The sequence below is a fragment of the Duganella sp. FT27W genome (genome assembly GCF_009295655.1).
Lineage (GTDB): Bacteria > Pseudomonadota > Gammaproteobacteria > Burkholderiales > Burkholderiaceae_D > Rugamonas > Rugamonas zoogloeoides.
The window spans coordinates 1009859-1033645 of the sequence record NZ_WHIV01000002.1 but is presented as its reverse complement, the minus strand read 5'-3'; the positions used below and the strand labels follow the sequence as shown (position 1 = coordinate 1033645).

Genomic DNA, 23787 nt, shown 5'->3' with positions numbered 1-23787 from the left:
GACGCCGCCGCAGCGATGTGGCGGCGTTTTTTTTGTGCCTGGTTTTCTGTAAGCTCCCTCACTTCCGGGCAGTCGTCAAATCGTGTGCGCAGGCTCATCATAGTAATATGCAACATACTGGCTGTCGCAGTTCAGCTTACCCTGTCAAAAAATACTAAAAGAACTGGCCCCGATGGACGTTTACGCCCCTCAAGTCTGGCAACCGCATGAGCGTCCCACCTTGCCCGGGTCGCCGTCCAGCCCGCACCATTCCTTCCCGCGCCGCGTGGCGTTTTTCGTCATCGGCTTCATTGTCGCCATCACCGGCGGCCTCGGTAACGCACTGGTGATCGTCAACCTGCCATACCTGCAAGGCTCGCTGGGCGTGTTCTCGGCTGAAATTCAATGGCTGCCGGCCGCCTACGTGATGGCCAACGTCTCCATGAACCTGCTGCTGGTGAAGTTCCGCCAGCAGTACGGGCTGCGGCTGTTTACCGAATTGTTTTTGGTGCTGTACGCGCTGGCCACGGTGGCCCACCTGTTCGTGCACGGGCTGGCGTCGGCGATTGCCGTGCGCGCTGCCCACGGCATGAGCGGCGCCGCGCTGACCACCCTGGGCCTGTACTACGTGTTGCAGGCGTTTCCCGCCCAGCATCGTGTGAAAGGCGTGGTATTGGGGATCGGCTTTTCGCAACTGGCCACGCCCATGGCGCGGCTGTTTTCCACCAACCTGATGGAAATCGCCGAGTGGCGCGGCCTGTATTTTTTCGAACTGGGACTGGCGCTGCTGTCGCTCGGCTGCGTGCTGTACCTGAAACTGCCGCCGGGCGACCGTATCAAGGCGTTCGAGAAAATGGATTTCGTCACGTTCGGCCTGTTCGCGCCCGGTGTGGCGCTGCTGTCCGCCGTGCTGGCGCTGGGGCGCACCGTGTGGTGGTTCGAGTCGCGCTGGCTGGGCTTGTGCCTGGTGGGCGCCATCGTGCTCATTTCCGCCGCGCTGCTGATCGAGCATAACCGCGCGCGCCCGCTGATCAACACCCGCTGGCTCACCACCGGCAACATGACGCGCCTGGCGCTGTCGGTGCTGCTGATCCGCATCGTGCAGTCGGAGGCCAATGGCACCGTGGGTTTCCTGCAGACGCTGGGCCTCAATAACGACCAGATGCAGATGCTGTGGATCGTGGTAATGGCTGGCGCCGTGCTGGGCATGCTGGTGAGCGCGTGGACCATCACGCCGGCGCGCATTCCCGCGCAGCTCATGTTCTCGCTGGTGGTGATGGCGATCGGCGCCTACATGGATTCGCGCGCCACCAACCTCACGCGCCCGGCCGACATGTACATCAGCCAGTTCCTGCTGGGCTTTGGCGGCGCGTTCTTCATCGGCCCCACGTTCGTCTCCGGCTTCGGCGCGGTGGTGGCCGCGCCCAACAACCTGGTGAGCTTCTCGGTGATGTTCTCGATCACGCAGACGCTGGGTAGCCTGCTGGGCAGCGCCATCGTCGGCACGTTCCAGGTGGTGCGCGAAAAATACCATTCCAGCCTGCTGACCGAACACCTGACGCTCCTGAACCCGCTGGTGGCCGCGCGCATCCAGAACGGCGGCGCGGCGCTCGGCGGCGTGGTGGGCGACCCGGCCGTGCGCAGCGCCCAGGGCGTGGCGTCGCTGGGGGCGGCGGCCACGCGCGAGGCCAATATCCTGGCCTATAACGATGTATTCCTGATGGTGACCGTGATCGCGGTGCTCACGCTGGCGTGGATGCTGGGGCGCTACCTGTGGAGTATCTGCACGGTGTGCCCGCCGAGCCTCTTCCAGGGCGCCCAGACCGGCATAGCCGCCGTCTCGCTGACCAATTCCGAATCCCGATAATTTTTCGCAAAACACCATGGCCGACAATACTCCCGACAATCCCACGCCTTCCGACAAACATGTGGCCGAAGTAGCGGCCGCTGCCGCCACGGCCGCCGTGGCCAGCACCAGGGAAGAGCCGCCGCCGCACCGGCGCGCGCAGATCATCTCTACCATCGCCTTTGCCCTGATCGCGCTGGTGGGCGTGCTGGTGGTGCTGTACGCGTGGCGCCTGCCGCCGTTTACCACGCCCATCGTCTCCACCGAGAATGCGCTGGTGCGCGGCCAGGTAACGCTGATCGGCACCCAGATCGCCGGCTATGTCACCGAGGTCAATGTGCAGGACTTCCAGTTCGTCAAGAAGGACGAACTGCTGGCGAAGATTGACGACCGCATCTACCAGCAGCGCTACGACCAGGCGCAGGCGCAACTGGCCGCGCAGAAGGCGGCGCTGGCCAACTGGGAGCAGTCGCACCGCACGGCCGAAGCGGGCGTGGTGCTCAACCAGGCGGTGCTGGCCAATGCCCAGGCCCAGGCCATGAAGTCGCAGGCGGATTTGAAACGGGTGGATTCGCTGGCAGAAGACGGCTCGCTGTCGCTGCGCGAACAGGATGCCTCGCGCGCAGTGCAGGCGCAAACCGCCGCCGCCGTGGCGCAGGCGCGCGCCAACCTCGACATCGCCAAGCAGCAGGTGCGCTCGGTCACCGTCAACAAGCAGTCGCTGGAAGCGGCAGTGGACAACGCCGCCGCCGCGCTCAAGGCAGCGAAGGTGGACCTGGAGAACACCCGCATCGTCGCGCCCGAGGACGGCCAGCTGGGCCAGGTCACGGTGCGCAAGGGCGCGTACGTCAACACCGGCGCCCAGTTGATGGGACTGGTGCCGCGCCAGTTGTGGGTCATCGCCAATTTGAAGGAAACCCAGATGAACCACGTGCGCGTGGGCCAGAGCGCGACCTTCAAGGTCGATGCACTCGACGGTGCGCAGCTGACCGGGCAGGTCGAACGCATTTCGCCGGCCACCGGTTCGGAATTCTCGGTGCTGCCGGCCGATAACGCCACCGGCAATTACGTGAAGATCGCCCAGCGCATCCCGGTGCGCATCCGCATCGACGCCGGCCAGGCGCGCGCGCAGCGGCTGGCGCCCGGTATGTCGGTGATCGTCAGCATCGACACGTCGGCGGTGCTCAACGATGCCGACGAGGGAGGGCAGCCATGATGGACAGCGTGATCAGGCTGACGGCGCTGGCGACGGCGCTGGCGCTGGCCGGCTGCGCGGCCACCGTGGCTCCCCCACCGGCGTCAACCCTGCAAACGCCGGCGGCGTGGCGTACGCCCGCAGCAGGTCCGGGCCAGAACGCCGGCCCGGTGGAACAGCAGTGGTGGCAGGCGTTCGGCGATCCGGTATTGAGCGCGCTGGTGACGCAGGCGCTCGAGCACAATGGCGACGTGCGCGTGGCGCGCGCCCGCGTGGCGCAGTACCGCGCGCTGGTGGGCGTGGCGGCCGCCGGGCAACAGGCGGTGGTGTCGGCCGATACCACGCCCACCCGCGCGCGCCAGGTATCCAGTGTTGGTACGCCGTCTGTCACCAACGTCTACCAGGCCGAAGTCCAGGCCAGCTACGAGGTGGACCTGTGGGGCCGGCTGGCCGCCGCCACCGATGCCGCCACTGCCACGTACCAGGCGGAGCAGGCCAATGCCGACGCGGTGGCGTTGTCGATTGCCGCCACCGTGGCCACCGGCTACCTGAATTTGCGCGGGCTTGACGCCCAGCTGGCGCTGACGGAAGCGACCCTCAAGCTGCGCGAACAGTCGCGCGACCTGGCCAAGCGCCAGTTCGACGTCGGCTACAGTTCGCGCCTGGAGTGGCTGCAGGCGCAGGCCGAGTACCAGACCACGGCCGAGACGGTGCCGCAGTTGAAGCGCCAGATTTTTGAACAGGAAAACGCCTTGGCCATCCTTGCCGGCGTCAATCCGGGACCGATTGCGCGCGGCGTGGAATTGACGGCCTTGCAGTCGCCGCCGGTGCCGGAAGGCTTGCCGTCCGAACTGCTGCGGCGCCGGCCCGATATTGCCCGCGCCGAGTACAACCTGGTAGCGATCAACGCCAACTTGCAGGCTACGCGCGACCAGCTGCTGCCATCGTTCAAGCTCACTGCCGTCGGCGGCATCCAGAGCCTGAAGATGCACGATTTTTTGAACGCGCCCACGCGGCTGTGGCATTTGACGGGTGCGCTGGCTGCGCCGATTTTCGATGGCGGCCGGGTGCAGAGCCAGACCGACTCGGTGGCCGCGCAGCGCGACCAGGTGATCGTCGCGTACGAAAGCGCGGTGCGCACCGCCTTTGCCGAAACCGACAACGGCCTGGATGCCATCGCCCGGTTGAAAGAGCAGGCAGTGCAAAACGATGCGCGCCGCGCGACAGCGGCCGAAACCCTGCGCATCGCCCACAACCGCTACCGCAACGGCTACGCGTCGTACCTGGAAGAACTCGATGCCCAGCGCACGCTGTACAGCGCCGACGTGGGCAGCTTGCAGCTGCGTACGCGCATGTTGACGGCGTCGGTGGATTTGTACCGGGCGATGGGCGGCGGCTGGACCGCCGGCCCTTCTCGGTGATTATTTAACCGGCACGCAAAGCTCGGCCTTGAAGATGCCGGTAGCGGGATCGGGGACGCTGTCGGCGTTGGCGCTGTAGCGTTCGAAGCAGATGCCTTCGGCGGCAGTGCCGGCGCTGTGCAGTTCTTTCATCAATTCGCCCCAGGCGGCCGGCATTTGCTGGGCGGTGCCTTCGAACGCGGCGACCGCGTACCGGCCGGCCGGGATCGACGATTCGATCGCGGGGGAGGCAATCGGGTAATCGGCGGCCACTTCCACGGCGGCGTCGTAGCGGGTTTCGCTTGGCGGCGTGGTGTCCGGGTTGTCCAGCGCTACGCCGTACGTGTGGCGGTCCAGCAGGTTATAGGCTTTTTGCCATGGCGTGAACACTTCGCGCCAGAATTCGCCGATGCCGGGGCCGAACGGGCCCTTGTAGCGCAGGCCCGCCAGGCGTACTGCGGGTAACTCCTTGATCTCGTGTTCCATCGTGTTCTCCTTAAGTGGTGGCCGGATGTGTTTTTGGATCCGGTCCCGGTTCCGGCTCGCGGCGTAATTTTCGCATCAAACGCTGCAACCAGTGCTCGAAATCGTCCACGTAAGTAAACACCGCCGGCACCACCAGCAAACTCAACAAGGTCGAGGTGATCAGCCCACCGATGACCGTGATTGCCATCGGCGAACGGAAGCTCGGGTCGGCGCCCCAACCCAGCGCCAGCGGCATCATGCCGGCGCCCATGGCAATCGTCGTCATCAGGATCGGGCGGCTGCGCTTGTGGCAGGCATCGACCAACGCGTCGAAGCGGTTCATGCCGGCCTGGCGCGCCAGGATCGCGTAGTCCACCAGCAGGATCGAGTTCTTGGTGACGATCCCCATCAGCATAATCAGGCCGATCATCGACGGCATCGACAGCGCCCGGCCCGTGATCAACAGCGCCACAAAGGCGCCGCCGATCGACAGCGGCAGCGCGGCCAGGATGGTGAGCGGCTGCATGAAGTCCTTGAATAGCAAGACCAGCACGCAGTAGATGCACAGCACGCCGATCAGCATGGCGGTGCCGAAGCTGTTGAACAGCGCCGCCATCTCCTGGGCGTCGCCCAGTTCCGCGATGTGGACCGACTTGGGCAGGTTCTGCATGGTGGGCAGGGCGCGCGCCTCGGTGTTCACTTCGCCCAGGGTGCGCTTGCCCAGTTCCACCTCGAACGTGACGTTGCGGCTGCGATTCAAGCGGTTGATCTGCGCCGGGCCGCTTTCCATGGTGATGGTGGCCACTGTCGCCAGCAGCACCGGGCCGTTCTTGCCCGGCACCGTCAGGCGGCCGATGGCGTCGAGGTCCGCGCGCACGGCGTCGGGCAGCTTGACGCGGATCGGCACCTGGCGCTCGGGCAGGTTCATCTTGGTCAGGTCGGTGTCGTAGTCGCCGGCGGTGGCCACGCGCACGGTCTGGCCGATGGCATTGGCAGTTACACCGAGGTCGGCCGCCTTGGCGAAGTCCGGCTTGACGATGATCTCGGGGCGCACCAGCGACGCGGTGGAACGCACATTGCCCACGCCTTGCAGCGTGCGCATCTCGCGTTCGACCTTTTGCGCGGTCTCGCGCAGCGCCACCGGATCGTCGCTGCGCAGCACCAGCTGCATCTTGACGCCGCTGTCGGGCGGGCCGACCTTGAAGCGCGCACCGGGCACGTTGTTCAGCTGTTCGCGGATGTGTGCTTCCAGGTCCGCCATCGATTCCTTGCGGTCGGTGCGGTGCACGGTGGACAGCGTGAGCACCGCGCTGCGCGCCTCGGCGGCCGCGCCGGGAGCAAAGGCGTCGCCGCTCGAACCGCCGCCGATGGAACTGAATACCGCCTTGATGCCAGGTACCTGCATCGCCGCCAGGCGCGCGCGCTCGGCCACCACGCGGGTTTCGGCCAGCGTGGAGCCGGGCGGCAGTTCCAGGTTGATCTGGGTTTGCGAACGGTCGGCCGCTGGCACGAAGCCGGTAGGGAGCAGGCCTACCAGCGCAATCGAGCCGGCAAAGAACACCAGCGAAGCGATGGCCGTTTTGCCGCGATTGCGCAGGCACCACTGCATGGTGCGCATGTACCGCGTCATGATCCAGCCGTCTTTTTCTTCCTTGTGCACGGCAGGCTTGAGCAGGTAAGCGGCCATCATCGGCGTGAGCAACCGCGCCACCACCAGCGAGGCCAGTACCGCGATCACGGCGGTCCAGCCGAACTGCTTGAAGAACAGGCCCGGCACGCCGCTCATGAACGCGGTGGGTAGGAACACGGCCACCAGTGCGAACGTGGTGGCGATCACCGCCATGCCGATTTCGTCGGCCGCTTCCAGCGCCGCTTCCATCGGCGTTTTGCCCATGCGCAGGTGGCGCTCGATGTTTTCGATTTCGACGATGGCGTCATCGACCAGCACGCCGACGACCAGCGCCAGCGACAGCAGGGTGACGATGTTGAGCGTGTAGCCGAACAGCCAGATGCCGAGGAACGCCGGCATCACCGACAGCGGCAGCGCGGCGGCGGCCACCAGCGTGGCGCGCCAGTCGCGCAGGAACCACCACACGACCAGTACCGCCAGCAGCGCGCCTTCGTACAGCAGGTGCATCGAGCCATCGAAATCTTCTTCGACCGGAATCGCGTTGTCGATCACCTGTTGCAGCACCACTTTCGGGTTGTCGAGATTGAGCTGTTCGATGGCGGCGCGCGCGCCCCGGGCCACGGCCACTTCGCTGGCGCCCTTGGTGCGGAACACTTCAAAGCCCACCACCTCGCGTCCGTCCTGCATGGCGATCGCGCGCGGTTCCGACACGGTGTCGGTAATGGTGGCCACCTGGTCGAGGCGCACGCGGCGCCCGTCGGTCAGCGGCAGTTCGATGGCGGCCAGTTCGGCCGCGCTCTTGACGGTGGCAATCGTGCGCACCGACTGCTCGGCGCCACTGACGTCGCCGCGCCCGCCCGGCGCCTCCCTCTGCACCAGCCGCAACTGGCGCGAAACGTCGAGCGCCGAGACGCGCAACGCCGCCATGCGCGCATCGTCGAGCTCCACCCGGATCTCGCGATAGACGCCGCCCACGCGCTTGACCGCACCGAGGCCCGGCACCGCCAGCAGGCGCTTGGCCACGACGTTATCGACGAACCAGCTCAGCTCCTGCGTGTCCATCTTCTCGCCGGGAATATTGGCCGCAGCGGCAGTAAAGGTCTGTACCACGCGGCCGGCGGTGGCAGCCTTGGTCACGGACGGATCGCGCAGCTCGGCCGGCATGTCGGCTTTGACGCGCGCCACCGCGTCGCGCACGTCGTTGACGGCGTCCGAGATCGGCTTTTCCAGGATAAATTCGACGGTGGTGGTCGAGACGCCGTCAAGCACCGTCGAATAGATGTTTTTCACGCCCTGCAGCGTGGCCACCGAATCCTCGATCTTGCGCGTGACTTCGGTTTCCAGCTGCGCCGGCGCCGTGCCTTCAAGCGTGGCGGTGACGGTGACGATGGGCAGCTCTATGTCCGGGAAGTCCTGCACCGGGTTGGCCTTGTAGGCCATCAGGCCTGCCAGCGTGAGCAGCACGAACAGCATGATCGCCGGGATCGGGTTCTTGATCGATAACGCGGAAAAGTTCATGGCGTTCCTTACTTGGAGGCGGTAGCGGCTTGCTCGGCCACCACGTGTACCAGGTCGCCGTCATTGAGGAAGCCGGCGCCGCGCAGCACCACCGGAGTATCGGCCTTCAGGCCGCCCACCACTTCGATGCGGTCGCCCAGGCGCCGGCCCGGCTGCACCTTCACCTGTGCCACGTGGTTGTCTGGCGTGAGGCGGAACACGAAGCTGAAGCCGTCGCGCACCACGATGGCCTGCTGCGGCACGGTCAGGGCCTCGGACGAACCCAGTTCGAATTTGCCGCTGGCGAACATGCCGGCCTTGAACGGCGCGTCTTTCGAGCCGGCGTTCTGCGGCAGGTCCACGTACACCAGCGCCGAGCGGGTTTGCAGGTCCACCGTCGGCGCGATCATGCGCACCTTGCCGGTGGTTTCGCTGCCGTTGGCCGCTTTCACCAGCGCGGTCGAACCGGGCACGATGCTGCGCAGGTCCTGTGCTACCACCTCGGCGCGCCATTCGAGGCGGCCCTGGCGGATCATGCGGAACAGCTCCGTTCCCGGCGCCGACACCGCGCCGACGGTGGCCGTGCGCGCCGAGATCACGCCGCTGTCGGGCGCGACCACCTTCGTGTATTTCAGGCGCAGCTGCTGCGTGGCCAGCGCCGCCTGGGCCGAGGCTATCCTGGCGTTGGCGGTTTGTTCGGCGGTGTTGTACTGGCTGATCTGCTGGGCGCTGAGCGCGCCGGAATCCTGGAGCGTGCGGGCGCGCGCGGCATTGGCCACGGCATCGGCGGCATTGGCTTGCGCTTCGAGCAGGGCCGCTTTGGCCTGCGCCACGTCGGCGTTGACGGTGTCGGCCGAGAATACGGCCAGCACGTCGCCGGCCTTGACCACGTCGCCCACGTTGACACGCACTTCGGTCAGGCGCAAGCCGTTCGATTCGCTGCTGACGCTGGCCTCCTGCCAGGCGGCGACGTTGCCGTTGGCGGCCAGCGTGATGGGCAGACGCGCGGACGACGGTTTGACCACGGTGACGGTCAACGCGGGCTTGGGCGCGGCAGCTTTTTTATCGTCGGCCGCTTGCGTGGCGGGCGAATAGAACGCCATGCCGGCGCCGGCCACCACGAACACCGCCAGCAGGGCCAGCACGGTGGGCTTCAAATTCGCAGGATTCATAGTCGATTTCAGAGTTTTCATAAGTCCGGGATCAGGTATCAGTTGGGTGCTGCGGTGTCAGCAGAGTTACCAACGGCAGCAGGAGCGGTCCAGCCGCCGCCAGCGGCGCGGTACAGCGCCACCCAGGCGGCGTTGCGCTCGCGCGCCAGCGTGACCTGGTTCTGTTCGGCGGCCAGGCGGGTGCGGCGCGCGTCTTCCAGTTCGAACAGGCTGGCCATGCCGTTCTTGTAGCGCTGCTCCACCGCGTTGAAGTTGGTGCGGTAGCCTTGCGTGGCGGTGCCGGCGTCCAGCGTGCGATGCGCCGTGCTGTCGAGGTTGACCATCGCCTGCTCGACTTCGCTCACGGCCTGGCGCACCGTGGCGCGGTAGCTGACGACAGCGGCGTCGTAGCGGGCGCCGGCGGCATCCTCGTTGGCGCGGCGCCGGCCGGCGTCGAAAATCGGCACCGATACCGAGACCGGGCCGATAGTCCAGGTGTCAGTCTTGGTATTGACACCGCCGCTATGGAAATTGGCGATGCCGACCGCGCCGGAAATGGTCAGGCGCGGATAGCGCTGGGCGCGGGCGCTGCCCACTTCCGCGCTGGCGGCCGCCACTTCGCGCTCGGCGGTGAAAACGTCGGGGCGCTGGGCCAATGTTTGCGCTGGCAGTTCGGTGACGCCGAAGGCTGGCGCCATCGCCGGCACGCTGGCGCCGCCGCTATCGCCGGCGTTGGCTCCAGTCGCACCAACGATACCGGCGCCGGCAACGACACCAGCACCAGTACCAGTACCAGCACCAGCACCAGCACCAGCACCAGTACCAGCACCAGCACCAGTACCAGCTCCACCAGCGTTCGCATCGGCATTACCAGCCAACCGCCGCCGCAACTCCGGCTCCTGCATCGCCGTCAGCGCCACCAGCGCCTTGACGTTGACGTCGCAGCTGGCGCGCTGGGCCAGGTAGCGGCTGTTGCCGTCGGCGGCGCTGGCGCGTGCCAGCGCCAGGTTGGCCGGCGATTCGAAGCCGGCGCCGGCGGACAGTTCCGTCAGGCGCGCGGTGTCGGCGCGCGAGGCGGCGTCCTGCCTGGCCACGTCCAGCAATTGCTGGCAGGCGCGCAGGGCGAAATACTGGTTGGCGGTTTCCGCCGCCACCGATACGCGGGCGTCGTGCCAGCCGGCCTGCGCGCTCTGGTAGCGCGCTTGCGCGGCGTCGCGCGCGGCGCGGTTGGCGCCGAACAGGTCGATCTCCCACGAAGCCTGCAATGCCGCCTGGGAGGTGGTGCCCATGGGCGTGAGCGACTGCTGGTTGGCGCGGCTGATGCTGCCCGCTGCGTCCACGTTGGGCACCAGCGCGGCGCCGGCCGCCACCTGGTCGGCGCGCGACTGCGCAATGCGCGAGGCGGCCGACGACACGGTGGGGCTGACCGCCTGCGCCGCTTCGATCAATTCGGCCAGCAGCGTGTCGGTCTGCTGGCGCCACCAGGTGGCGAGATTGGCGCGGCTGCCGTTGTGGGGCAGGGGAGCCTGCCATTGCGCGGGCGCTTGCGCATCCACTTGCGGCGCCGGCGCCTTGACTGCGCAAGCTCCTAACATCGCCGCCATGGCGCACGCCACGGCAACCCGTAAAGTCCTGTTCATGCTGTCCTTTGTTGAAGTTTGTTTTTTTCGACCTGCACCAGCGCCTCGGCGTAATCGACCAGCTGCTCGGCCCATACCGCGAACGCGGCAGGCGACTCGACCAGTTGCGGCGAGACGGCGGCAATGACGTCGCGCGCGATCAGCAGCGTGACGCACATGCTCGGAATCGCATGGGCCAGGCGTTGCAGGTCGTCGGTGACTTCCTGCGTGCCCAGGTGGCGACACAGCACCCGCAGCAGCGCCGCATGTTCGGGCTTGATATTGTTTTCGATCTCGCGCTGCCACAGGCCGGTGGGCTCGAGCATCTCGCGGTAAAACAGGCGCAGCAGCAGGTCGGCGTCCTCGTGCTGCAACAGCGGCGCCAGCATCTGGTGGTAATAGCCCTGCAGCGATTCGCGCAGCGTGAAGTGCGGCTGCTCGAACGCGGCGACGTTGCCGCCGGGCGTGGTGCACAGGAAGCCGAAGCAGGCCTGGTACAAGCCGGACTTGTCGCCGAAGTAGTAGCTGATGGCAGCGACGTTGGCGCCGGCCGCCTGGGCGATTTCACGGGTGGAGGTCTTGGAAAAGCCCTGCTGGCCGAACAGGCGCATGGCCGCGTGCAGCAGCCGTTCGCGCGACTGCTCGCCGTCCGAGCGCGGCTTGCGGGCGTCGTCGGCGGAAGAGGAGGTAGATTTGGGATTCATGGCTGCGATTACAGCACACAATTCAAACGATTGATATAACTAAATCGGTTGTTTAGTTTATTGCTGAGATTTGTGCTGCACGGCACAATCAAATCCGTGATTATTTGCAGCCAGGCATACGGGCAAAATGCGGGCAAAAAAAATGCCCGCGACCTGTAAAGGTGGCGGGCTTAATTCCAATGTTCAGCGAACGGTTGGAGGAGACAGTTCCAATATATCCCCTTTTATGTTGCGCTGCAATACCGTAGAACTACCATGTGCGAAATATATTTTATCCGCGGCGCGGCAGCGCCAGGGTAAAGGTGCTGCCCTGGCCGAAGTCGCTCTTGAAGAACAGGGAACCGCCAATCAGGTTGGCGAGGTTCTGGCACAGGTACAGGCCCAGGCCCGCGCCTTCGGCGTGGCGGGTGGACGTGGAATCGAGCTGCGAGAAGGCCTGGAACAGCTTGTTCTGGTCTTCCTCGCGGATGCCGGCGCCGCTGTCGGCCACCGAGAATTCGATCATCTGCTGGCCTTCGCCCGCGCGTTGCGCGAGCGAGACACGCACCGATCCGGTCTCGGTGAACTTGATGGCGTTGTTGCCAAGGTTGAGCAGGATTTGCGTGAGCGCGCGCTGGTCGGTTTCGAGCACGATCGGTTCGTCGGCCAGGTCGATTTCGAGCGTGAGATTCTTTTGCAGCGCCAGCGGACGCAGGGTGTCCACCACGTCGCGCACCAGGTTCTGGCACTGCACCTTCTGCACTTCAAGCGTGACCTTGCCGGCTTCGATCTTGGCCACATCGAGGATGTCGTTGATGAGCGAGAGCAGGTGGCGTGCGCTGGTGCGGATGGTGTTGAGCTGCTTGTCCTGTTCCCCGGTCAGCGGGCCGGGGAGCTTCATCAGCAGCGCGCCGGTAAAGCCGATGATGGCGTTGAGCGGCGTGCGCAGCTCGTGCGACATATTGGCGATGAAGGCGGACTTCATGCGGCTCGCTTCGGCCAGCTCGAGGTTTTTCAGCGCGATTTCGCGGTTGATGGTTTCGAGCTCGCCGGCATGGTTGGCCAGGCGCATATTGAGCTCGATGACCTGCCGCTCGCGCGCTTGCAGTTCGCCATTGACCTGCACCGCCTGCTCGTAGGTGGAGATGAGCAGATCGAGGATTTGCTGGCGCTCGGCGTTGATGAAGTGCTTTTGCTCGCCCAGGTACAGGGCGATGCCGATTTCCATGTTCTGGTTGCGGCGCAGCTTCTGGTTCATCAGCATGTGGCCGATGCGGTTGAGCAGGTAGTCTTCCGCGTAGGGCTTGCGGATGAAGTTGTCGGCGCCGCATTCGATGCCGCGAATGATGTCCTTGGGGTCCATCAGCGATGTGACCAGGATGACCGGGATATCGCGTAGTTCGGGGTCGGACTTGATGGCGCGGCACAGCGTGTAGCCGTCCATTTCGGGCATGACGATGTCGGACAAGACCAGGTGCGGCTTGCTTTGGCGGATGGCTTCGAGCGCCAGGCGGCCGTTGCCGGCCACGCGGGCGCGATAGCGCATCGACTGGATCAGCCGGCGCAGACGCTCGGCCTGGGTAGGACTATCTTCGACGATCAGTATTTCGATTTCATCGGGCTGTATCTCATAGCTGGCGTCCACTGACCACCCTCCTGAATGCTTGAATTTTCTATTGTGACTATAGCGGATTTAGTCCGCTACAGGGGTTTTTCCTCGCCCTGGAACGCGCCGGCGCGCCAGGTAAGGACCAGTGTGTCGCGGTGTCCGTAGACGTGCAGCGGCTGGATCGGCGTCGATTCGTGGATCACGGTGGCGTCGTCGAGCAGCAGCAAAGTCCAGGGTTCGGTCATGGTGAAGCGCTTGCCGTTGGGGCCGTCGGCCTCGAATACGCGGGTTTCACCGCCCTTGACCTGGTCGCGTGCGACCAGGATCACGGCAACGAAATCGACGCCGTCGCGGTGCGCGCCTTCGGGCGTGGGGCGGCCGATACCGTCGGCGGTGTCGATGCGGAACTGGTGCGCTTCCACGTACCACGGCTGGTTGCTATCCCTGGCTGCGCTGCATAGCTGGCCGATGGCGGCGATCAGCGCCGGCCACGCCGGCTGCGCCACGGTGGCCGGCATCACCGGCTCGAACAGGCGGTGCATGCCGCCGTGCAGGGCGTTGTATTCGAGCGGCTGCCAGTGCGCGCGGTGCGTGGTTTGCGTGAGGCGGTCACCTTCCTGCACGAAGCAGGAGTGGCGGCGGCGCCGGTAGCGGCCGCCGTCCTTGAGGTACTGGTCGGGTTCGAGCGCGTTCCAGCTCGGGGCCAGGGCGTCGAGCGCGTCGCGCGATACGCCGGCCAGCGCGGCCACGTCCTGCGGCGACAGCAGCGCGTAGCCCTGGGTGCGCAGCGCTTCGGCCGCCTGCGCGCGCGGCGTGTAGATCGGGTTGAATGGCTTCATGGCGATATCGGTAGGACGGTATATTTAGCCGGCGGCCATCAGGCTGGCGCGCAGGGTGTCGAGTTGCTGTTTCATGTCCACCACCTGCTCGACCGAGCAGCGCGTGGCTTGCAGAATGGACGGCGGCAGCTTGGCCGCCTGCGCGCGCAGGGCGTCGCCGCTTGCAGTGAGCTTGATGATCACTTGCCGTTCGTCGACGGCGGCGCGGGTGCGGGTGAGCAGTTCGGCCGCTTCCATGCGCTTGAGCAGCGGCGTCAGCGTGGCCGAATCGAGGAACAGCCGTTCGCCCACTTCGGACACGGTCTGCTCGTCCTTTTCCCACAGCACCAGCATCACCAGGTACTGCGAGTAGGTCAGGCCCAGGCCGCGCAGCAGCTTGCGGTAGATCTTGCTCATCGCCAGCGACGTCGAATACAGCGCGAAGCACAGTTGCTGGTCCAGTTGCGGCGCCTGGCCGGCGCCTGCAGCGTCTTCGGCAGGAGCTGGGACGGAGGAAGTTTTGGTATTCATGATCCCATTATGGGTAGTGCGCTATACAATTGCAAGCGATGGCCTGTAAATTGTCGTCACTGACAGGGTATGATGTGGTCATATGTTGCTAATAGCTAATTTTCAGGGAGTGCGGTAGATGAATGCCAAAAGAGCCATCGTGCTGATCGTTGACGAGGCTTCGGACAATCTGATCCAGATGAACAGCCTGTTGCAGGACCGTTACGAGGTCCGCCTGGCCAACAGCGGCCGCGCCGCGCTGATGGTGATGGAGCACGTGCCCCGGCCCGACCTGGTGGTGCTCGACGCCGCGCTGCCCGACATCGACGGCTACACCGTGTGCCAGCAGCTCAAATCGAGCCCTGACACGGCCGACATCCCGCTGATCTTCCTGCAGTCGGAACCCGACGAGGCGCGCGCCATTTGCGAGGGAGCGGTGGACATCATTCCCAAGCCGTTCGTCGGCGAGGTGCTGCGCGCGCGGGTGGACACCCATTTGCAGCTACGCCATGCGCGCGAGCTGCTCAAGCAGCAGCGCAACCTGCTCGAACACGTGGTGGAAGAAGTGACGGCGGAATTGAGCCAGATGCTCGACGCCATGATCTGGGCGCTGGCCTCGCTGGCCGAGACGCGTGAATACGAAACCGCCAACCACCTGCGCCGCGTGCAGCACTACGTCGTCGCGCTGGCGCGCCGCCTGCAGGGCAGCCCGCGCTTTGCCGAGGAACTGAGCGACGCCAACATCAAGTCGCTGTACAAGGCCGCGCCGCTGCACGACATCGGCAAGGTGTCGATCCCCGACGCCATCCTGCTCAAACCCGGCGCGCTCACGCCGGCCGAGTTCTCGGTGATGAAAATGCACACCGTGTACGGCCGCGACGCCATCGTCAACGTCGAAAACCACCTGGGCTACACCAACACCTTCCTGCGCTACGCGCGCGAGATCACCTATTCGCACCAGGAAAAATACGACGGCACCGGCTATCCGGAAGGGCTGAAGGGCGACGCGATTCCACTGGCCGCGCGGCTGATGGCGGTGGCCGACGTGTACGACGCGCTGATCTCCAAGCGCGTGTACAAGCCCGCATTTACCCACGAAACCGCGATGGAAATGGTGCGCCAGGCCAGCGGCGAACATTTCGATCCCGACGTGGTCGATGCCATGCTGGCAGCCGAGGAGGAGTTCCGCGACATCGCCGAGCGTTACGCCGACAATGTGCAGGACCTCGAGCACGGCATCGGTCCGCTGTTGTCACAGCACCTGTAGGCCATGCAGCCCATGCGCGCGCGCGGTCTTGTCACCCTTGCCGTCGGGCTGGGCCTGACCGGCGCGCTCTGCTGGCTGGTGCACGCCGACCAGCGCGCGCAGATGGAGATGCGCTTCCAGCGCGACACCGAGAAGGTCGCGCGCGATACCGAGGCGCGGCTGCAAACCTGTTTCGATGTCCTCTTGAGCCTGAAGGGCATGTACGCGCTCGACGACCGCATCGACCGCGCGCGCTTCCACCGCTTCGGTGCGGAGCTCAAGCTCGAACGCCGCTATCCCGGATTCCAGGCGGTGCAGTTCGTGCGCGCCGTGCCCGCAGAACAGTTCGACGCCTTTGTGGCTGCCGTGCGCGCCGACACCAGCGTGGACGCGGGCGGCTATCCGAACTTCCGCGTGCACCCGGTCACCCATGCGCCGGTCCACTACGTGATCGAGTACACGGCGCCGGTCAAAGGCAACGAGAGCGCGGTTGGCCTGGACCTAGCAGCATTGCCGCCGCACCTGCGCGCGGTGACGCTGGCGCGCGACAGCGGCGGCATCGTCGCCACCGAGCCGATCACGCTGGTGCAGGATGTGACCGGCGAACCGGGCTTCGTGGCGCGCGCGCCGGTGTACCGCAATGATGCCGTGGTCGATACCGAGGCCCGGCGCGGCGCGGCGCTGGTCGGTTTCGTCGCCATCGTGTTCCGGGTCAATGCGCTGATGCGCGAGGTGATCGATGGCGCGCTGCTCGAACACCTGCACGTACGCATCGAGGACGGCGGCTACGTCAACGGCGCCATGGCGCCGCGCGCCGCTGGCGACAACCTGGGCAACCTGCTGTACGACAGCGCGGGCAAGGCCGCGCCACAGGGGACCGACAACGGGGGACTGGTGGCGGAAAAAGTGCTGGAGGTGGGCCAGCGGCGCTGGCTGCTGCGCTTCGAGGGCAAGCCCGGCGTGCGCTACGGCGGCGCGTCGGCGGCGGTGCTGGCGGTGGCGCTGGCCGGCGCGGTCATCAGCGCGCTCGCTGCCGCCATTGCCATGCTGCGACCCGCCCGCGCGGGCAGGGTGCAGCAGTAAAGATTTAGCAGTAGCGCTGGCGCAGCAGGCCCAGCATCGCCACGTTCAACTCCCACGCGTTCGATACCGCCGCTCCCGTGTACGGCAAGGTCTGGGTGTACGGCACCGGGCCGAATTCCGGCGTGATGGTCAAACGCTCGGCGCCCGCTGCGCGGCGCAAGCGCACCACTTCGTCCCACCACGACAGGTGGGCGGCCAGTGCGGCCTGCGACTCCGGCGCGCGGAAGTCTGCCACCTGCGGCCCCTGTTCGTGGCCCACGCGCGCGTGGATGTGGCGCACGCGCGGCAGCGTTGCGGCAAGCGTCTGCGGCTGGTCGCCCAGCAGCGACTCGCATGCGCAGCACCAGTGCGACAGGTCGGCCGTCAGGTGCAGGTCGGGCAGCTGGCGCAGGTAGGGCAGGGCCAGCGCCGGGTGAGCGCTCCAGCGGCTGCGGTGGGTCTCGTGGTAGATCGGCACGCCGTGCTCGCGCGAGATTGCCGCTGCCATCTCGAGCAGTTCGCAGTTCTGCTCGAACGTGAAATAATCCTTGCCGGTCTGCGAATTGACGTGCAGCGGGCGCGCCGCGCAGGCGTTGTGCAGCAGCTCGGCCAGCGCCGCCCGGTGGGCCGCGAACTCCGGCACCAGCGCGGTTTCCCACTGGCCCACGATCAGCGCCAGGCCGGCAGCGGCAATGCGGCCGGTCCAGTCGTCGCGCGCGGCTGCGTCCAGTGGCAAGGAGAGCTCGATGCCGTCGAAGCCTGCCGCCTGCACGCGTTCGATGAACACGTCGGCCGGCAGCTCGTTGTTGCCCCAGTGGGCGGCAAAAATCTGGACCTGCATCAGATGAAGCCCCGCACCGGCAGGCGCTCGTCGCGCTGGATCCAGTTCTGCAGCGAATAGGTCGTGGCGCCGTCGGTCACGTGCAGCGTGTAGGCGTGGCGCGAGACGGCCGAGCGGTTCGGCGCGCTGTAGTGTGGCAGCAGGCCGTGGAATACCACCAGGCTGCCGGCCTTGCACGGCAGCGGCACGGCGGTGCTGTTGTCGGGCCACGGCATGTCGCTGAGCTTTTCCATCCGTACCTGGTCGCCGTTGCGCAGGAAGCGTTCGCGCATCGGGCCCCGGTGGCCGCCCGGTTCGGCCCACATGCAGCCGTTGTCGAGCGTGGCGTCTTCCAGCGCGAACCAGAACGTGGTCACGCTTACCGGGTCGGTGTCGAAATAGGTGGCGTCCTGGTGCCAGCGCACTTCGCCGCCAATGCCGGGCTGCTTGAAGATGTACATCGATTGCCATACCCTGGGGTCTGCCAGGCCGATATCGCGAGCCACCGCGTTCAGGCGTTCGTCGGCGGTAAACGCGCGGAAGGTGGGATCGAGATCGTGCATGGCGTGGCCGATCTTGTTGATCGACAGTGATTTGTCTTGTTTCAGCTGGCCGTCGGCGCCGAACGCTTCTTCCTCGAAGAAGCAGCGCACCGTGTTGTCGGAACCGAGGAAGTAGTCGTCGGTAGTCTTTTCCTGCTCGATGGTGCTGAAGATGCCCGACTGCGCGCCCGGATCGAACTGGTTGACAATCTGCGCCGCGCGCTCGCGCAGCACGGCGATGTCGGCGGCGCTTTTGAAATTCGGCACGACCAGGTAACCATCGCGTTGGTATTGCAGTTTTTGCGCGTCTGTCAACATGTTGCAGCTCCAGGCTCAATTAAGAAGATCAGCGATTGTAAGCGCGACCGCTGGCTCCAACAACGATCAAAGCATTGACACATTGTCGCCAAATTGGTGACAATCAAGCATGGACCAATTACGCGCAATGGAGATTTTTGTCGAGGTGGCGCGCCAGCGCAGTTTCAGCGAGGCGGGCCGCCGGCTGGGGCTCACGCGCGCCATGGTCAGCAAGCACGTGCTGCAACTGGAAGACCGCCTGCAGGCGCGCCTGCTGCACCGGTCCACCCGCGAAGTGAGCCTGACCGACGCCGGCCAGGCCTACCTGGCGCCGTGCGCTGCCGCCGTGGCGCAGGCGCACGAGGCGGCGCGCGCAGTGGCAAGCGCTGGCGATGAACTGGCCGGGCCGCTGCGCATCCAGGCGCCGTCCAGCTTTGGCAGCGAGTGGCTGGCCTGTTCGGTGGCGCGGTTCAACCTGCTCCATCCGCAACTGGCGCCGTCGCTGCACGTCGATGACGCGCTGCTCGACCCGATCGAGCACGGGTTCGATCTGACCATACGCGTGGGCGGCATTCCGGACGTGCACGCGCTGGCGATGCGGCCGCTGGCGCCATGCCGCGCGGTGCTGTGCGCCAGCCCGGACTACCTGGAGCGCCACGGCACGCCGCGCACGCCGCACGACCTGCACGCGCACCGCTGCCTGCACTTTTCCCACCTGACGGCCGGCACGGCCTGGCATTTTTCCCAAGGCGAGCAAAGGGAGACGGTCCGGGTGCAGGCGGCGTTCACCGCCAACAATGGCCTGGTGCTGCACCAGGCGGCGCAGCAGGGGCTGGGCATCGTGTACCACACCACCTTCCTGGCCTGGCGCGCGCTGCAGGAGGGCACGCTGGTGCCGGTGCTGACCGACTGGGAACTGCCGCTCAACCACCTGTCCGCGCTGTACCCGGCCAGCCGCCAGCCGTCGCCCAAGGTCAGGGCGCTGATCGATCACCTGGTGGCCGAGTACCAGCCGGAGCCGCCGTGGGACCGCGCGTTGCGCGGCCTGTAAACATCATCAGGGCTGCCAGGCGCCGTCCGCATACACCTGCTGACCGTCGAGATACACGCCCTCGGTCACCGCGAACACATCGACGTGGTACCGCGCATCCTTGCGCTTGAACTGCGGCTTCGTGTAAACCCCGTGCTTGGCGCCCAGCGACAGGTGGATGCCGCACATGCGCTCGTAGGTGCCGATGTCGTCCACCATGCGGGTGCGCGAGAAGGCGCGGTTCATGCCGAAGCCCAGTTCGCGCAGCCATACTTCGCCCTCGTGGGCGCGGATGATGGCCAGCATGTTGTCGAATTCCGGCGTGCTGTTCTCCGTGCCCGTCACGCGGCCCTTTTCGATGATGACCGTGACCGGCACCGCCGGCTGGTTGACGTGGAACGAGGTGTCGCCGAACACGAAGATGCGCGCGCGGCCGTTGACGGCTTCGAGGTCGCGCGCTTCCGTAAACACTTCGCCAAGCGGGAACTGGCCGCCGATGTTGTTCATGCCGGTGTAGTCGCCGATATTGAGCTTTGCCGCTTCGAACGGCGAACCGAACACCAGTTGCGCGCCGTCGCCGCTATCGACCATGCCGTGGCTGGCGGCGTCGATGCGCGCCTTGAGGGCGTGGCCCACGCCGCGATAGTAGGCGGGGTCGTAGGCCAGCGACTCGATGTAATGCAGTCCCTGCGCACCGGGCATGCGCGCCAGGTGCACATGCTCGATCACCTTCAGGCCGCGCTTGAACAGCTCGATACGGATGCGGAAGGCCTCGAGCCGGAAGCTGGTCGATTGGACCAGCACCACCAGGTCGCCGGCGTCCAGCAGCGCAAACGCGGCCAGCACGTCCTCGGGCGCGACGGCGTCGAAGTCGATGAAGCGCGCATCGGGCACCACGCGCCGGTAGGCTTCGGTCAGCGCCAGATTGAGGTCGGTGCGGGTGTCGTGCACGATCAGCGCGGCGTGCGGCGACGCGTGGCCGATGGCGATGGCCAGGGTGTCGCGCAGATGGCGCTCGGCGGCATCGACGGCGGCGGCGGGAATGGTTCCGCAGTTGGCAAACAAGCTGGCGCCAGGGAGGGCGGCGGGGGCAGGTGAAGACATCGTGAAGGGGCTGGAATGATCGCTGGAGCGGGCATTATAGGCCACTGCAGCACCCCGGATTCGCATGCGCGCCACGCCGTAGGCGGTTCTGCGGGCTTTCCACCGCCTTTCTCCTTGTCTTGCGCCGTGACCGCGATATAAAATCAAGAATATAGCCTAACAGCAACTCCTTGGCGATCAGAACAGGATGTGTATGACCGTATTAATGGGACAGGATTTGCCGTTGGAACGACCCGATAGCGCCACCGCGCGGGCCGCCTTGTTCGTGCCCACGGCGAACATCAAGGACGATGTGCTCGACACAGTGCGGCGGGGCGCGGCGATTGTCGGTTTCGGCAACCATGACCGTACGTTGACGATTTATTACGAAAGCAACCGCTTCAACGAACCGAACCTGGTCAAGTGGGAGCAAAAGGCGCGCAAGGCGTTCGACCGACTGGCCGACAACCTGCCCACAGTCTCCAAGATGATCAGCAAGCCGGAAAACTTCGAGCAGGTCGGCTACATCAACAGCAAGGGCATCCTGATCCGCCGCATGGAAAAACTGCGGCACTGGCTCGAGACGTCGGACGCGCTGGCAACCGCGCCCGAGTCCGAAAACATCGTCTTTGCGCCACCGCCGCCACCGAAAAAAATCAATACCTGAACCTGGTTGTAGCGTGCGCTGCATCGGCACAACTCCTTGTATGCTAATGACAACAATCATTCTTCAAGGAGATGCACATGAATATCACGACATTGGGTAAAACCGCCGGTGCGGTGCTGGTCATGGCCGCGCTGCTGGGCGGCTGCCAGAAGAAGGACGACACCGTCGGCGCCGGTCCGGCTGAAACTGCCGGCCGCAAGATCGACCAGGCCAGCGAGCGCGCCAGCGCCGAACTGAACCAGGCGTCGCGCGAAGCCGACCAGAAAATGACCGAAGCCGGCCACAAGATGGACCAGGCTGCCAAGGAAACCAGCGAAAAGCTCGACCGCGCAGCGGACACCGCCGGCGCCAAGCTCAATCAGGCAACCGATGCCGCTGGCCGCAAGCTGGAACAGGCGGGCGAAAACATGCAGCAGAAGGCTGCCGAGCGCGAAGCCACCAAGTAATTACCGCAACAATCAAGAGCCGGCGCGCCTGAACCGCACCACGTTGTCCTGCGACGGCGGCGGTGCTTCCGGCGCGCCGCCCAGCACCACGCTCAGGTCCACGTAGCCTTCGCGCCATGCGCGTTCCAGGTCCTGTTCGATCGACTCCATCGACGTGCGCTCGAAATGGGCAAACCCGCGTACACCGTAGGCGCGGTTGCGGCCGTGGGCCTTGGCCAGGTACAGCGCCATGTCCACCAGGTTCACCGCCCGTTCCCACGCCAGCGGCGTGGCGCCCGGCGCCAGCGGATACGGCGCAAATCCCACCGACACATTGACCGCAATCTCGTGCTCCTGGTGTGTCACGCGCTGGGCCGAAATGCCTTGCAGGATGCGGCGCGCGATCTCGTCGAGGCCGTCGCGCGGCACGGCCGGCATGAAGGCCAGGAATTCCTCGCCCCCCCAGCGCACGATCATGTCGGTCTCGCGCAGTGCCACCCGCAGGTTTTCGGCGATCTTCTTGAGCACCGCGTCGCCGGCGGCGTGGCCGTAGCTGTCGTTGATATGCTTGAAGTGGTCGACGTCGAGCAGGAACAGCGCGCCCACCAGGTCGTCGCTGTGGTGCACGCGCTGCTCGATTTGCGGCCAGCCCGCATGCGCCGCTGCCGGCATGGGCGCCAGCGTGCGCATATAGTCCTGGAAGTGGCGGCGGTTGTAGAGCGACGTCAGCGGATCGAGCGTGGACTGAGCCTTGAGCTCGAGATTCTTTTCCTCGAGCCGCGCATTGGTCTGGCGCACTTTGCGGTACAACAGGCCCACCACCACCGCCGCCAGCGCGAACACCAGCGCCAGCAACCACCATACGCGCTGCTGCAACGCGCGGTTGTCCAGTTCCGCCGTCTGCAGCTGGTTTTCGCGGCTGAGCAGCTCGATCTGGCGTTCCTTCTTGTCGGTCTCGTATTTTTCCTGCAGTTCCAGCATCGACTTCTGGCGCTGGCGTTCGAACAGTTCGTCCGACAGCGCGCGCTCGCGGTGGTAGGCTTTCAGGGCGCCGGCCAGGTCGCCGGCATTCTCCAGCGCTACGCCGTACTCGCGCAGTACCAGTTGCAGCTCCGGCTTGTTGTTTTCCTTTTCGTAGCGTTCCATGCCTGCTTCGAACTGGTGTTTGCCTTCGCCGATGCGGCCCATGGCCAGCAGCGCGTTGCCCAGGTTGACGCGGGCGGTGGCTTCGGTGGAGGCGTCGTTGTTGCGCTGCGTGACATGCAGCGCTTCCTGCGCATACTGGGCGGCGCGCGGATAGTCGCGCAGCTTGAGGTGAAGGTCGGCCAGGTTGACCAGCGTGGTGGTGGCCATGCGCTCGGCGCCCATCTTGCGCTCGATCTCCAGTTCCGCGCGCAGCGCCCGCATGGCGCGCTGCATCTGGCCGGTATCGCTGGTGAGCCAGTATTCGGCGTTTTTGGCGATCGACATGCGGCCCGGCGAATTGAGCTTCACCGTTTCGGCCATCAGCTCGTCGAGGCTGGCGGCGGCCTGGTCGAACTCCTTCATTTGCACCAGCAGCCGGGTGAGCGCATTGAGCGCCGCCGCCAGCGTGGTGGGATCGCTGGTGACGCCGCGCGCGATTTCCACTGCCTGCTGCAGTTTGATCAGTGCAGCCGGAAAGTTGCCCTGCTCGGCGTGGGTCTGGCCGGCAGTGATGGTGGCCTGGGCGCGCACGGCGGCGTTGGTGGTGCGCATGGCCAGCTTTTCAGCCTCGAATGCCAGCTTGTGGGCGGCATCGACATCGGCGCGCGCAAACAGCACATAGACCTTGGTCAGCTGGGCCTTGGCAACGACTGCGTCATCGTGCAGCTCGCGGCCCAGCGCGATGGCCTTTTCGGCGGCGGCCATGGCGTCATCGTAGCGGCCCTGGCGCATGCGGGCGTCCGCTTCGATGGTGAGCAGGTCGGCCTGCAGGGCGCCCGCTTTGCCTTCCAGTTCGGGGCCGATCTGGTCGAGCGCGGCCAGGGCCTTTTCAGGCAGAAAGCGGCTTTGTTCACGGATCTCGATCAGGCGCGCACGCAATGCCTCGTTGTCCGCCTGGGACTGGGTTTGTGCTGGCGCCTGCGCCGCCGCCAGGGCCGGGACCAGCGCCGACGCCAGGGCGCCAGCCAATGCTAGCGCCAGGACGCTGGTGTGCGCCTTGCCCGTCCGTCCCCGATATCCCGATCCCG

The 23787-nt window shown here is 65.8% G+C and carries 20 protein-coding genes; 8 read left to right on the top strand and 12 right to left on the bottom strand.

What is annotated here, in order from left to right; all coding sequences use genetic code 11:
- Positions 1–172 precede the first annotated feature (172 nt).
- From F8197_RS10750 to F8197_RS10740, 3 genes are read left to right on the top strand one after another with little or no spacing between them, the layout of a single operon-like run.
- On the top strand, positions 173–1846 hold the full coding sequence (locus tag F8197_RS10750; protein WP_152881799.1) for an MFS transporter: 1674 nt from the start codon (positions 173–175) through the stop codon (positions 1844–1846).
- A gap of 16 nt (positions 1847–1862) precedes the next feature.
- Positions 1863–3041 (top strand): HlyD family secretion protein, encoded by a 1179-nt coding sequence (locus tag F8197_RS10745; RefSeq protein ID WP_056141148.1) that lies wholly within the window; start codon positions 1863–1865, stop codon positions 3039–3041.
- Positions 3038–4441 carry an efflux transporter outer membrane subunit gene (locus tag F8197_RS10740; RefSeq protein WP_227012187.1) on the top strand — a complete coding sequence of 468 codons (1404 nt, stop codon included), beginning with the start codon at positions 3038–3040 and terminating at the stop codon, positions 4439–4441. Before F8197_RS10745 ends, F8197_RS10740 begins: the two co-directional genes overlap by 4 nt.
- On the opposite strand, the gene F8197_RS10735 is transcribed toward F8197_RS10740, so the two are convergent.
- The 8 genes from F8197_RS10735 to F8197_RS10700 all read right to left on the bottom strand — a co-directional run bounded on the left by F8197_RS10735 (position 4442) and on the right by F8197_RS10700 (position 14423).
- Positions 4442–4906: a GyrI-like domain-containing protein gene (locus tag F8197_RS10735; protein WP_152881798.1), complete on the bottom strand. Its 465-nt coding sequence runs from the start codon at positions 4904–4906 to the stop codon at positions 4442–4444. It abuts the gene before it with no gap.
- 10 nt (positions 4907–4916) lie between these two features.
- On the bottom strand, positions 4917–8033 hold the full coding sequence (locus F8197_RS10730) for an efflux RND transporter permease subunit (RefSeq protein ID WP_152881797.1): 3117 nt from the start codon (positions 8031–8033) through the stop codon (positions 4917–4919).
- An 8-nt stretch (positions 8034–8041) separates the two neighbouring features.
- The gene (locus tag F8197_RS10725) at positions 8042–9184 is read right to left on the bottom strand and encodes an efflux RND transporter periplasmic adaptor subunit (protein WP_373996836.1); all 1143 of its coding nucleotides are present in this window, start codon (positions 9182–9184) and stop codon (positions 8042–8044) included.
- A gap of 38 nt (positions 9185–9222) precedes the next feature.
- Positions 9223–10803, bottom strand: coding sequence for a TolC family protein (locus F8197_RS10720; RefSeq protein WP_152881795.1), 1581 nt, complete (start codon positions 10801–10803; stop codon positions 9223–9225).
- Positions 10800–11486 (bottom strand): CerR family C-terminal domain-containing protein, encoded by a 687-nt coding sequence (locus F8197_RS10715; protein ID WP_152881794.1) that lies wholly within the window; start codon positions 11484–11486, stop codon positions 10800–10802. Before F8197_RS10715 ends, F8197_RS10720 begins: the two co-directional genes overlap by 4 nt.
- Before the next feature lie 271 nt (positions 11487–11757).
- Positions 11758–13110, bottom strand: coding sequence for a hybrid sensor histidine kinase/response regulator (locus F8197_RS10710; protein WP_373996835.1), 1353 nt, complete (start codon positions 13108–13110; stop codon positions 11758–11760).
- 56 nt (positions 13111–13166) lie between these two features.
- Positions 13167–13913, bottom strand: a complete 747-nt coding sequence (locus F8197_RS10705; RefSeq protein WP_152881793.1) for a 2OG-Fe dioxygenase family protein — start codon at positions 13911–13913, stop codon at positions 13167–13169.
- Between the two features lie 24 nt (positions 13914–13937).
- A complete protein-coding gene (locus F8197_RS10700; RefSeq protein ID WP_056141125.1) occupies positions 13938–14423 on the bottom strand; it encodes a MarR family winged helix-turn-helix transcriptional regulator in 486 nt (161 codons plus the stop codon).
- Between the two features lie 118 nt (positions 14424–14541).
- Between F8197_RS10700 and F8197_RS10695 the strand changes: the two genes are divergently transcribed.
- Positions 14542–15669 (top strand): HD domain-containing phosphohydrolase, encoded by a 1128-nt coding sequence (locus F8197_RS10695; protein WP_019923037.1) that lies wholly within the window; start codon positions 14542–14544, stop codon positions 15667–15669.
- A gap of 3 nt (positions 15670–15672) precedes the next feature.
- On the top strand, positions 15673–16731 hold the full coding sequence (locus F8197_RS10690; protein ID WP_227012186.1) for a CHASE domain-containing protein: 1059 nt from the start codon (positions 15673–15675) through the stop codon (positions 16729–16731).
- Positions 16732–16735: 4 nt separating this feature from the next.
- Here the strand turns inward: F8197_RS10690 and F8197_RS10685 are convergent, their stop codons facing one another.
- Both F8197_RS10685 and F8197_RS10680 read right to left on the bottom strand, forming a co-directional pair.
- The gene (locus F8197_RS10685; RefSeq protein WP_152881792.1) at positions 16736–17551 is read right to left on the bottom strand and encodes a sugar phosphate isomerase/epimerase; all 816 of its coding nucleotides are present in this window, start codon (positions 17549–17551) and stop codon (positions 16736–16738) included.
- Positions 17551–18390: a phytanoyl-CoA dioxygenase family protein gene (locus tag F8197_RS10680; protein ID WP_152881791.1), complete on the bottom strand. Its 840-nt coding sequence runs from the start codon at positions 18388–18390 to the stop codon at positions 17551–17553. The genes F8197_RS10685 and F8197_RS10680 overlap by 1 nt, the downstream gene beginning before the upstream one ends.
- A 109-nt stretch (positions 18391–18499) precedes the next feature.
- On the opposite strand from F8197_RS10680, the gene F8197_RS10675 reads away from it, so the two are divergent.
- Positions 18500–19420: a LysR family transcriptional regulator gene (locus F8197_RS10675; protein WP_227012185.1), complete on the top strand. Its 921-nt coding sequence runs from the start codon at positions 18500–18502 to the stop codon at positions 19418–19420.
- A 6-nt stretch (positions 19421–19426) separates the two neighbouring features.
- Here F8197_RS10675 and F8197_RS10670 read toward each other — a convergent pair whose 3' ends face one another.
- The gene (locus F8197_RS10670; RefSeq protein ID WP_152881790.1) at positions 19427–20503 is read right to left on the bottom strand and encodes a hypothetical protein; all 1077 of its coding nucleotides are present in this window, start codon (positions 20501–20503) and stop codon (positions 19427–19429) included.
- Between the two features lie 223 nt (positions 20504–20726).
- Between F8197_RS10670 and F8197_RS10665 the strand changes: the two genes are divergently transcribed.
- Positions 20727–21149, top strand: coding sequence for a hypothetical protein (locus tag F8197_RS10665; protein ID WP_227012184.1), 423 nt, complete (start codon positions 20727–20729; stop codon positions 21147–21149).
- 77 nt (positions 21150–21226) lie between these two features.
- The gene (locus tag F8197_RS10660) at positions 21227–21595 is read left to right on the top strand and encodes a hypothetical protein (protein WP_019923029.1); all 369 of its coding nucleotides are present in this window, start codon (positions 21227–21229) and stop codon (positions 21593–21595) included.
- Between the two features lie 12 nt (positions 21596–21607).
- Here F8197_RS10660 and F8197_RS10655 read toward each other — a convergent pair whose 3' ends face one another.
- Positions 21608–23728: a GGDEF domain-containing protein gene (locus F8197_RS10655; protein ID WP_308937340.1), complete on the bottom strand. Its 2121-nt coding sequence runs from the start codon at positions 23726–23728 to the stop codon at positions 21608–21610.
- Positions 23729–23787: the final 59 nt, after the last annotated feature.

What these genes read in the sequence shown, in the direction of transcription:
- F8197_RS10750 (WP_152881799.1), top strand. Translation starts at nt 173, where the DNA reads ATGGACGTTTACGCCCCTCAAGTCTGGCAACCGCATGAGCGTCCCACC.
- F8197_RS10745 (WP_056141148.1), top strand. Translation starts at nt 1,863, where the DNA reads ATGGCCGACAATACTCCCGACAATCCCACGCCTTCCGACAAACATGTG.
- F8197_RS10740 (WP_227012187.1), top strand. Translation starts at nt 3,038, where the DNA reads ATGATGGACAGCGTGATCAGGCTGACGGCGCTGGCGACGGCGCTGGCG.
- F8197_RS10735 (WP_152881798.1), bottom strand. Translation starts at nt 4,906, where the DNA reads ATGGAACACGAGATCAAGGAGTTACCCGCAGTACGCCTGGCGGGCCTG.
- F8197_RS10730 (WP_152881797.1), bottom strand. Translation starts at nt 8,033, where the DNA reads ATGAACTTTTCCGCGTTATCGATCAAGAACCCGATCCCGGCGATCATG.
- F8197_RS10725 (WP_373996836.1), bottom strand. Translation starts at nt 9,184, where the DNA reads ATGAATCCTGCGAATTTGAAGCCCACCGTGCTGGCCCTGCTGGCGGTG.
- F8197_RS10720 (WP_152881795.1), bottom strand. Translation starts at nt 10,803, where the DNA reads ATGAACAGGACTTTACGGGTTGCCGTGGCGTGCGCCATGGCGGCGATG.
- F8197_RS10715 (WP_152881794.1), bottom strand. Translation starts at nt 11,486, where the DNA reads ATGAATCCCAAATCTACCTCCTCTTCCGCCGACGACGCCCGCAAGCCG.
- F8197_RS10705 (WP_152881793.1), bottom strand. Translation starts at nt 13,913, where the DNA reads ATGAAGCCATTCAACCCGATCTACACGCCGCGCGCGCAGGCGGCCGAA.
- F8197_RS10700 (WP_056141125.1), bottom strand. Translation starts at nt 14,423, where the DNA reads ATGAATACCAAAACTTCCTCCGTCCCAGCTCCTGCCGAAGACGCTGCA.
- F8197_RS10695 (WP_019923037.1), top strand. Translation starts at nt 14,542, where the DNA reads ATGAATGCCAAAAGAGCCATCGTGCTGATCGTTGACGAGGCTTCGGAC.
- F8197_RS10690 (WP_227012186.1), top strand. Translation starts at nt 15,673, where the DNA reads ATGCAGCCCATGCGCGCGCGCGGTCTTGTCACCCTTGCCGTCGGGCTG.
- F8197_RS10685 (WP_152881792.1), bottom strand. Translation starts at nt 17,551, where the DNA reads ATGCAGGTCCAGATTTTTGCCGCCCACTGGGGCAACAACGAGCTGCCG.
- F8197_RS10680 (WP_152881791.1), bottom strand. Translation starts at nt 18,390, where the DNA reads ATGTTGACAGACGCGCAAAAACTGCAATACCAACGCGATGGTTACCTG.
- F8197_RS10675 (WP_227012185.1), top strand. Translation starts at nt 18,500, where the DNA reads ATGGACCAATTACGCGCAATGGAGATTTTTGTCGAGGTGGCGCGCCAG.
- F8197_RS10670 (WP_152881790.1), bottom strand. Translation starts at nt 20,503, where the DNA reads ATGTCTTCACCTGCCCCCGCCGCCCTCCCTGGCGCCAGCTTGTTTGCC.
- F8197_RS10660 (WP_019923029.1), top strand. Translation starts at nt 21,227, where the DNA reads ATGAATATCACGACATTGGGTAAAACCGCCGGTGCGGTGCTGGTCATG.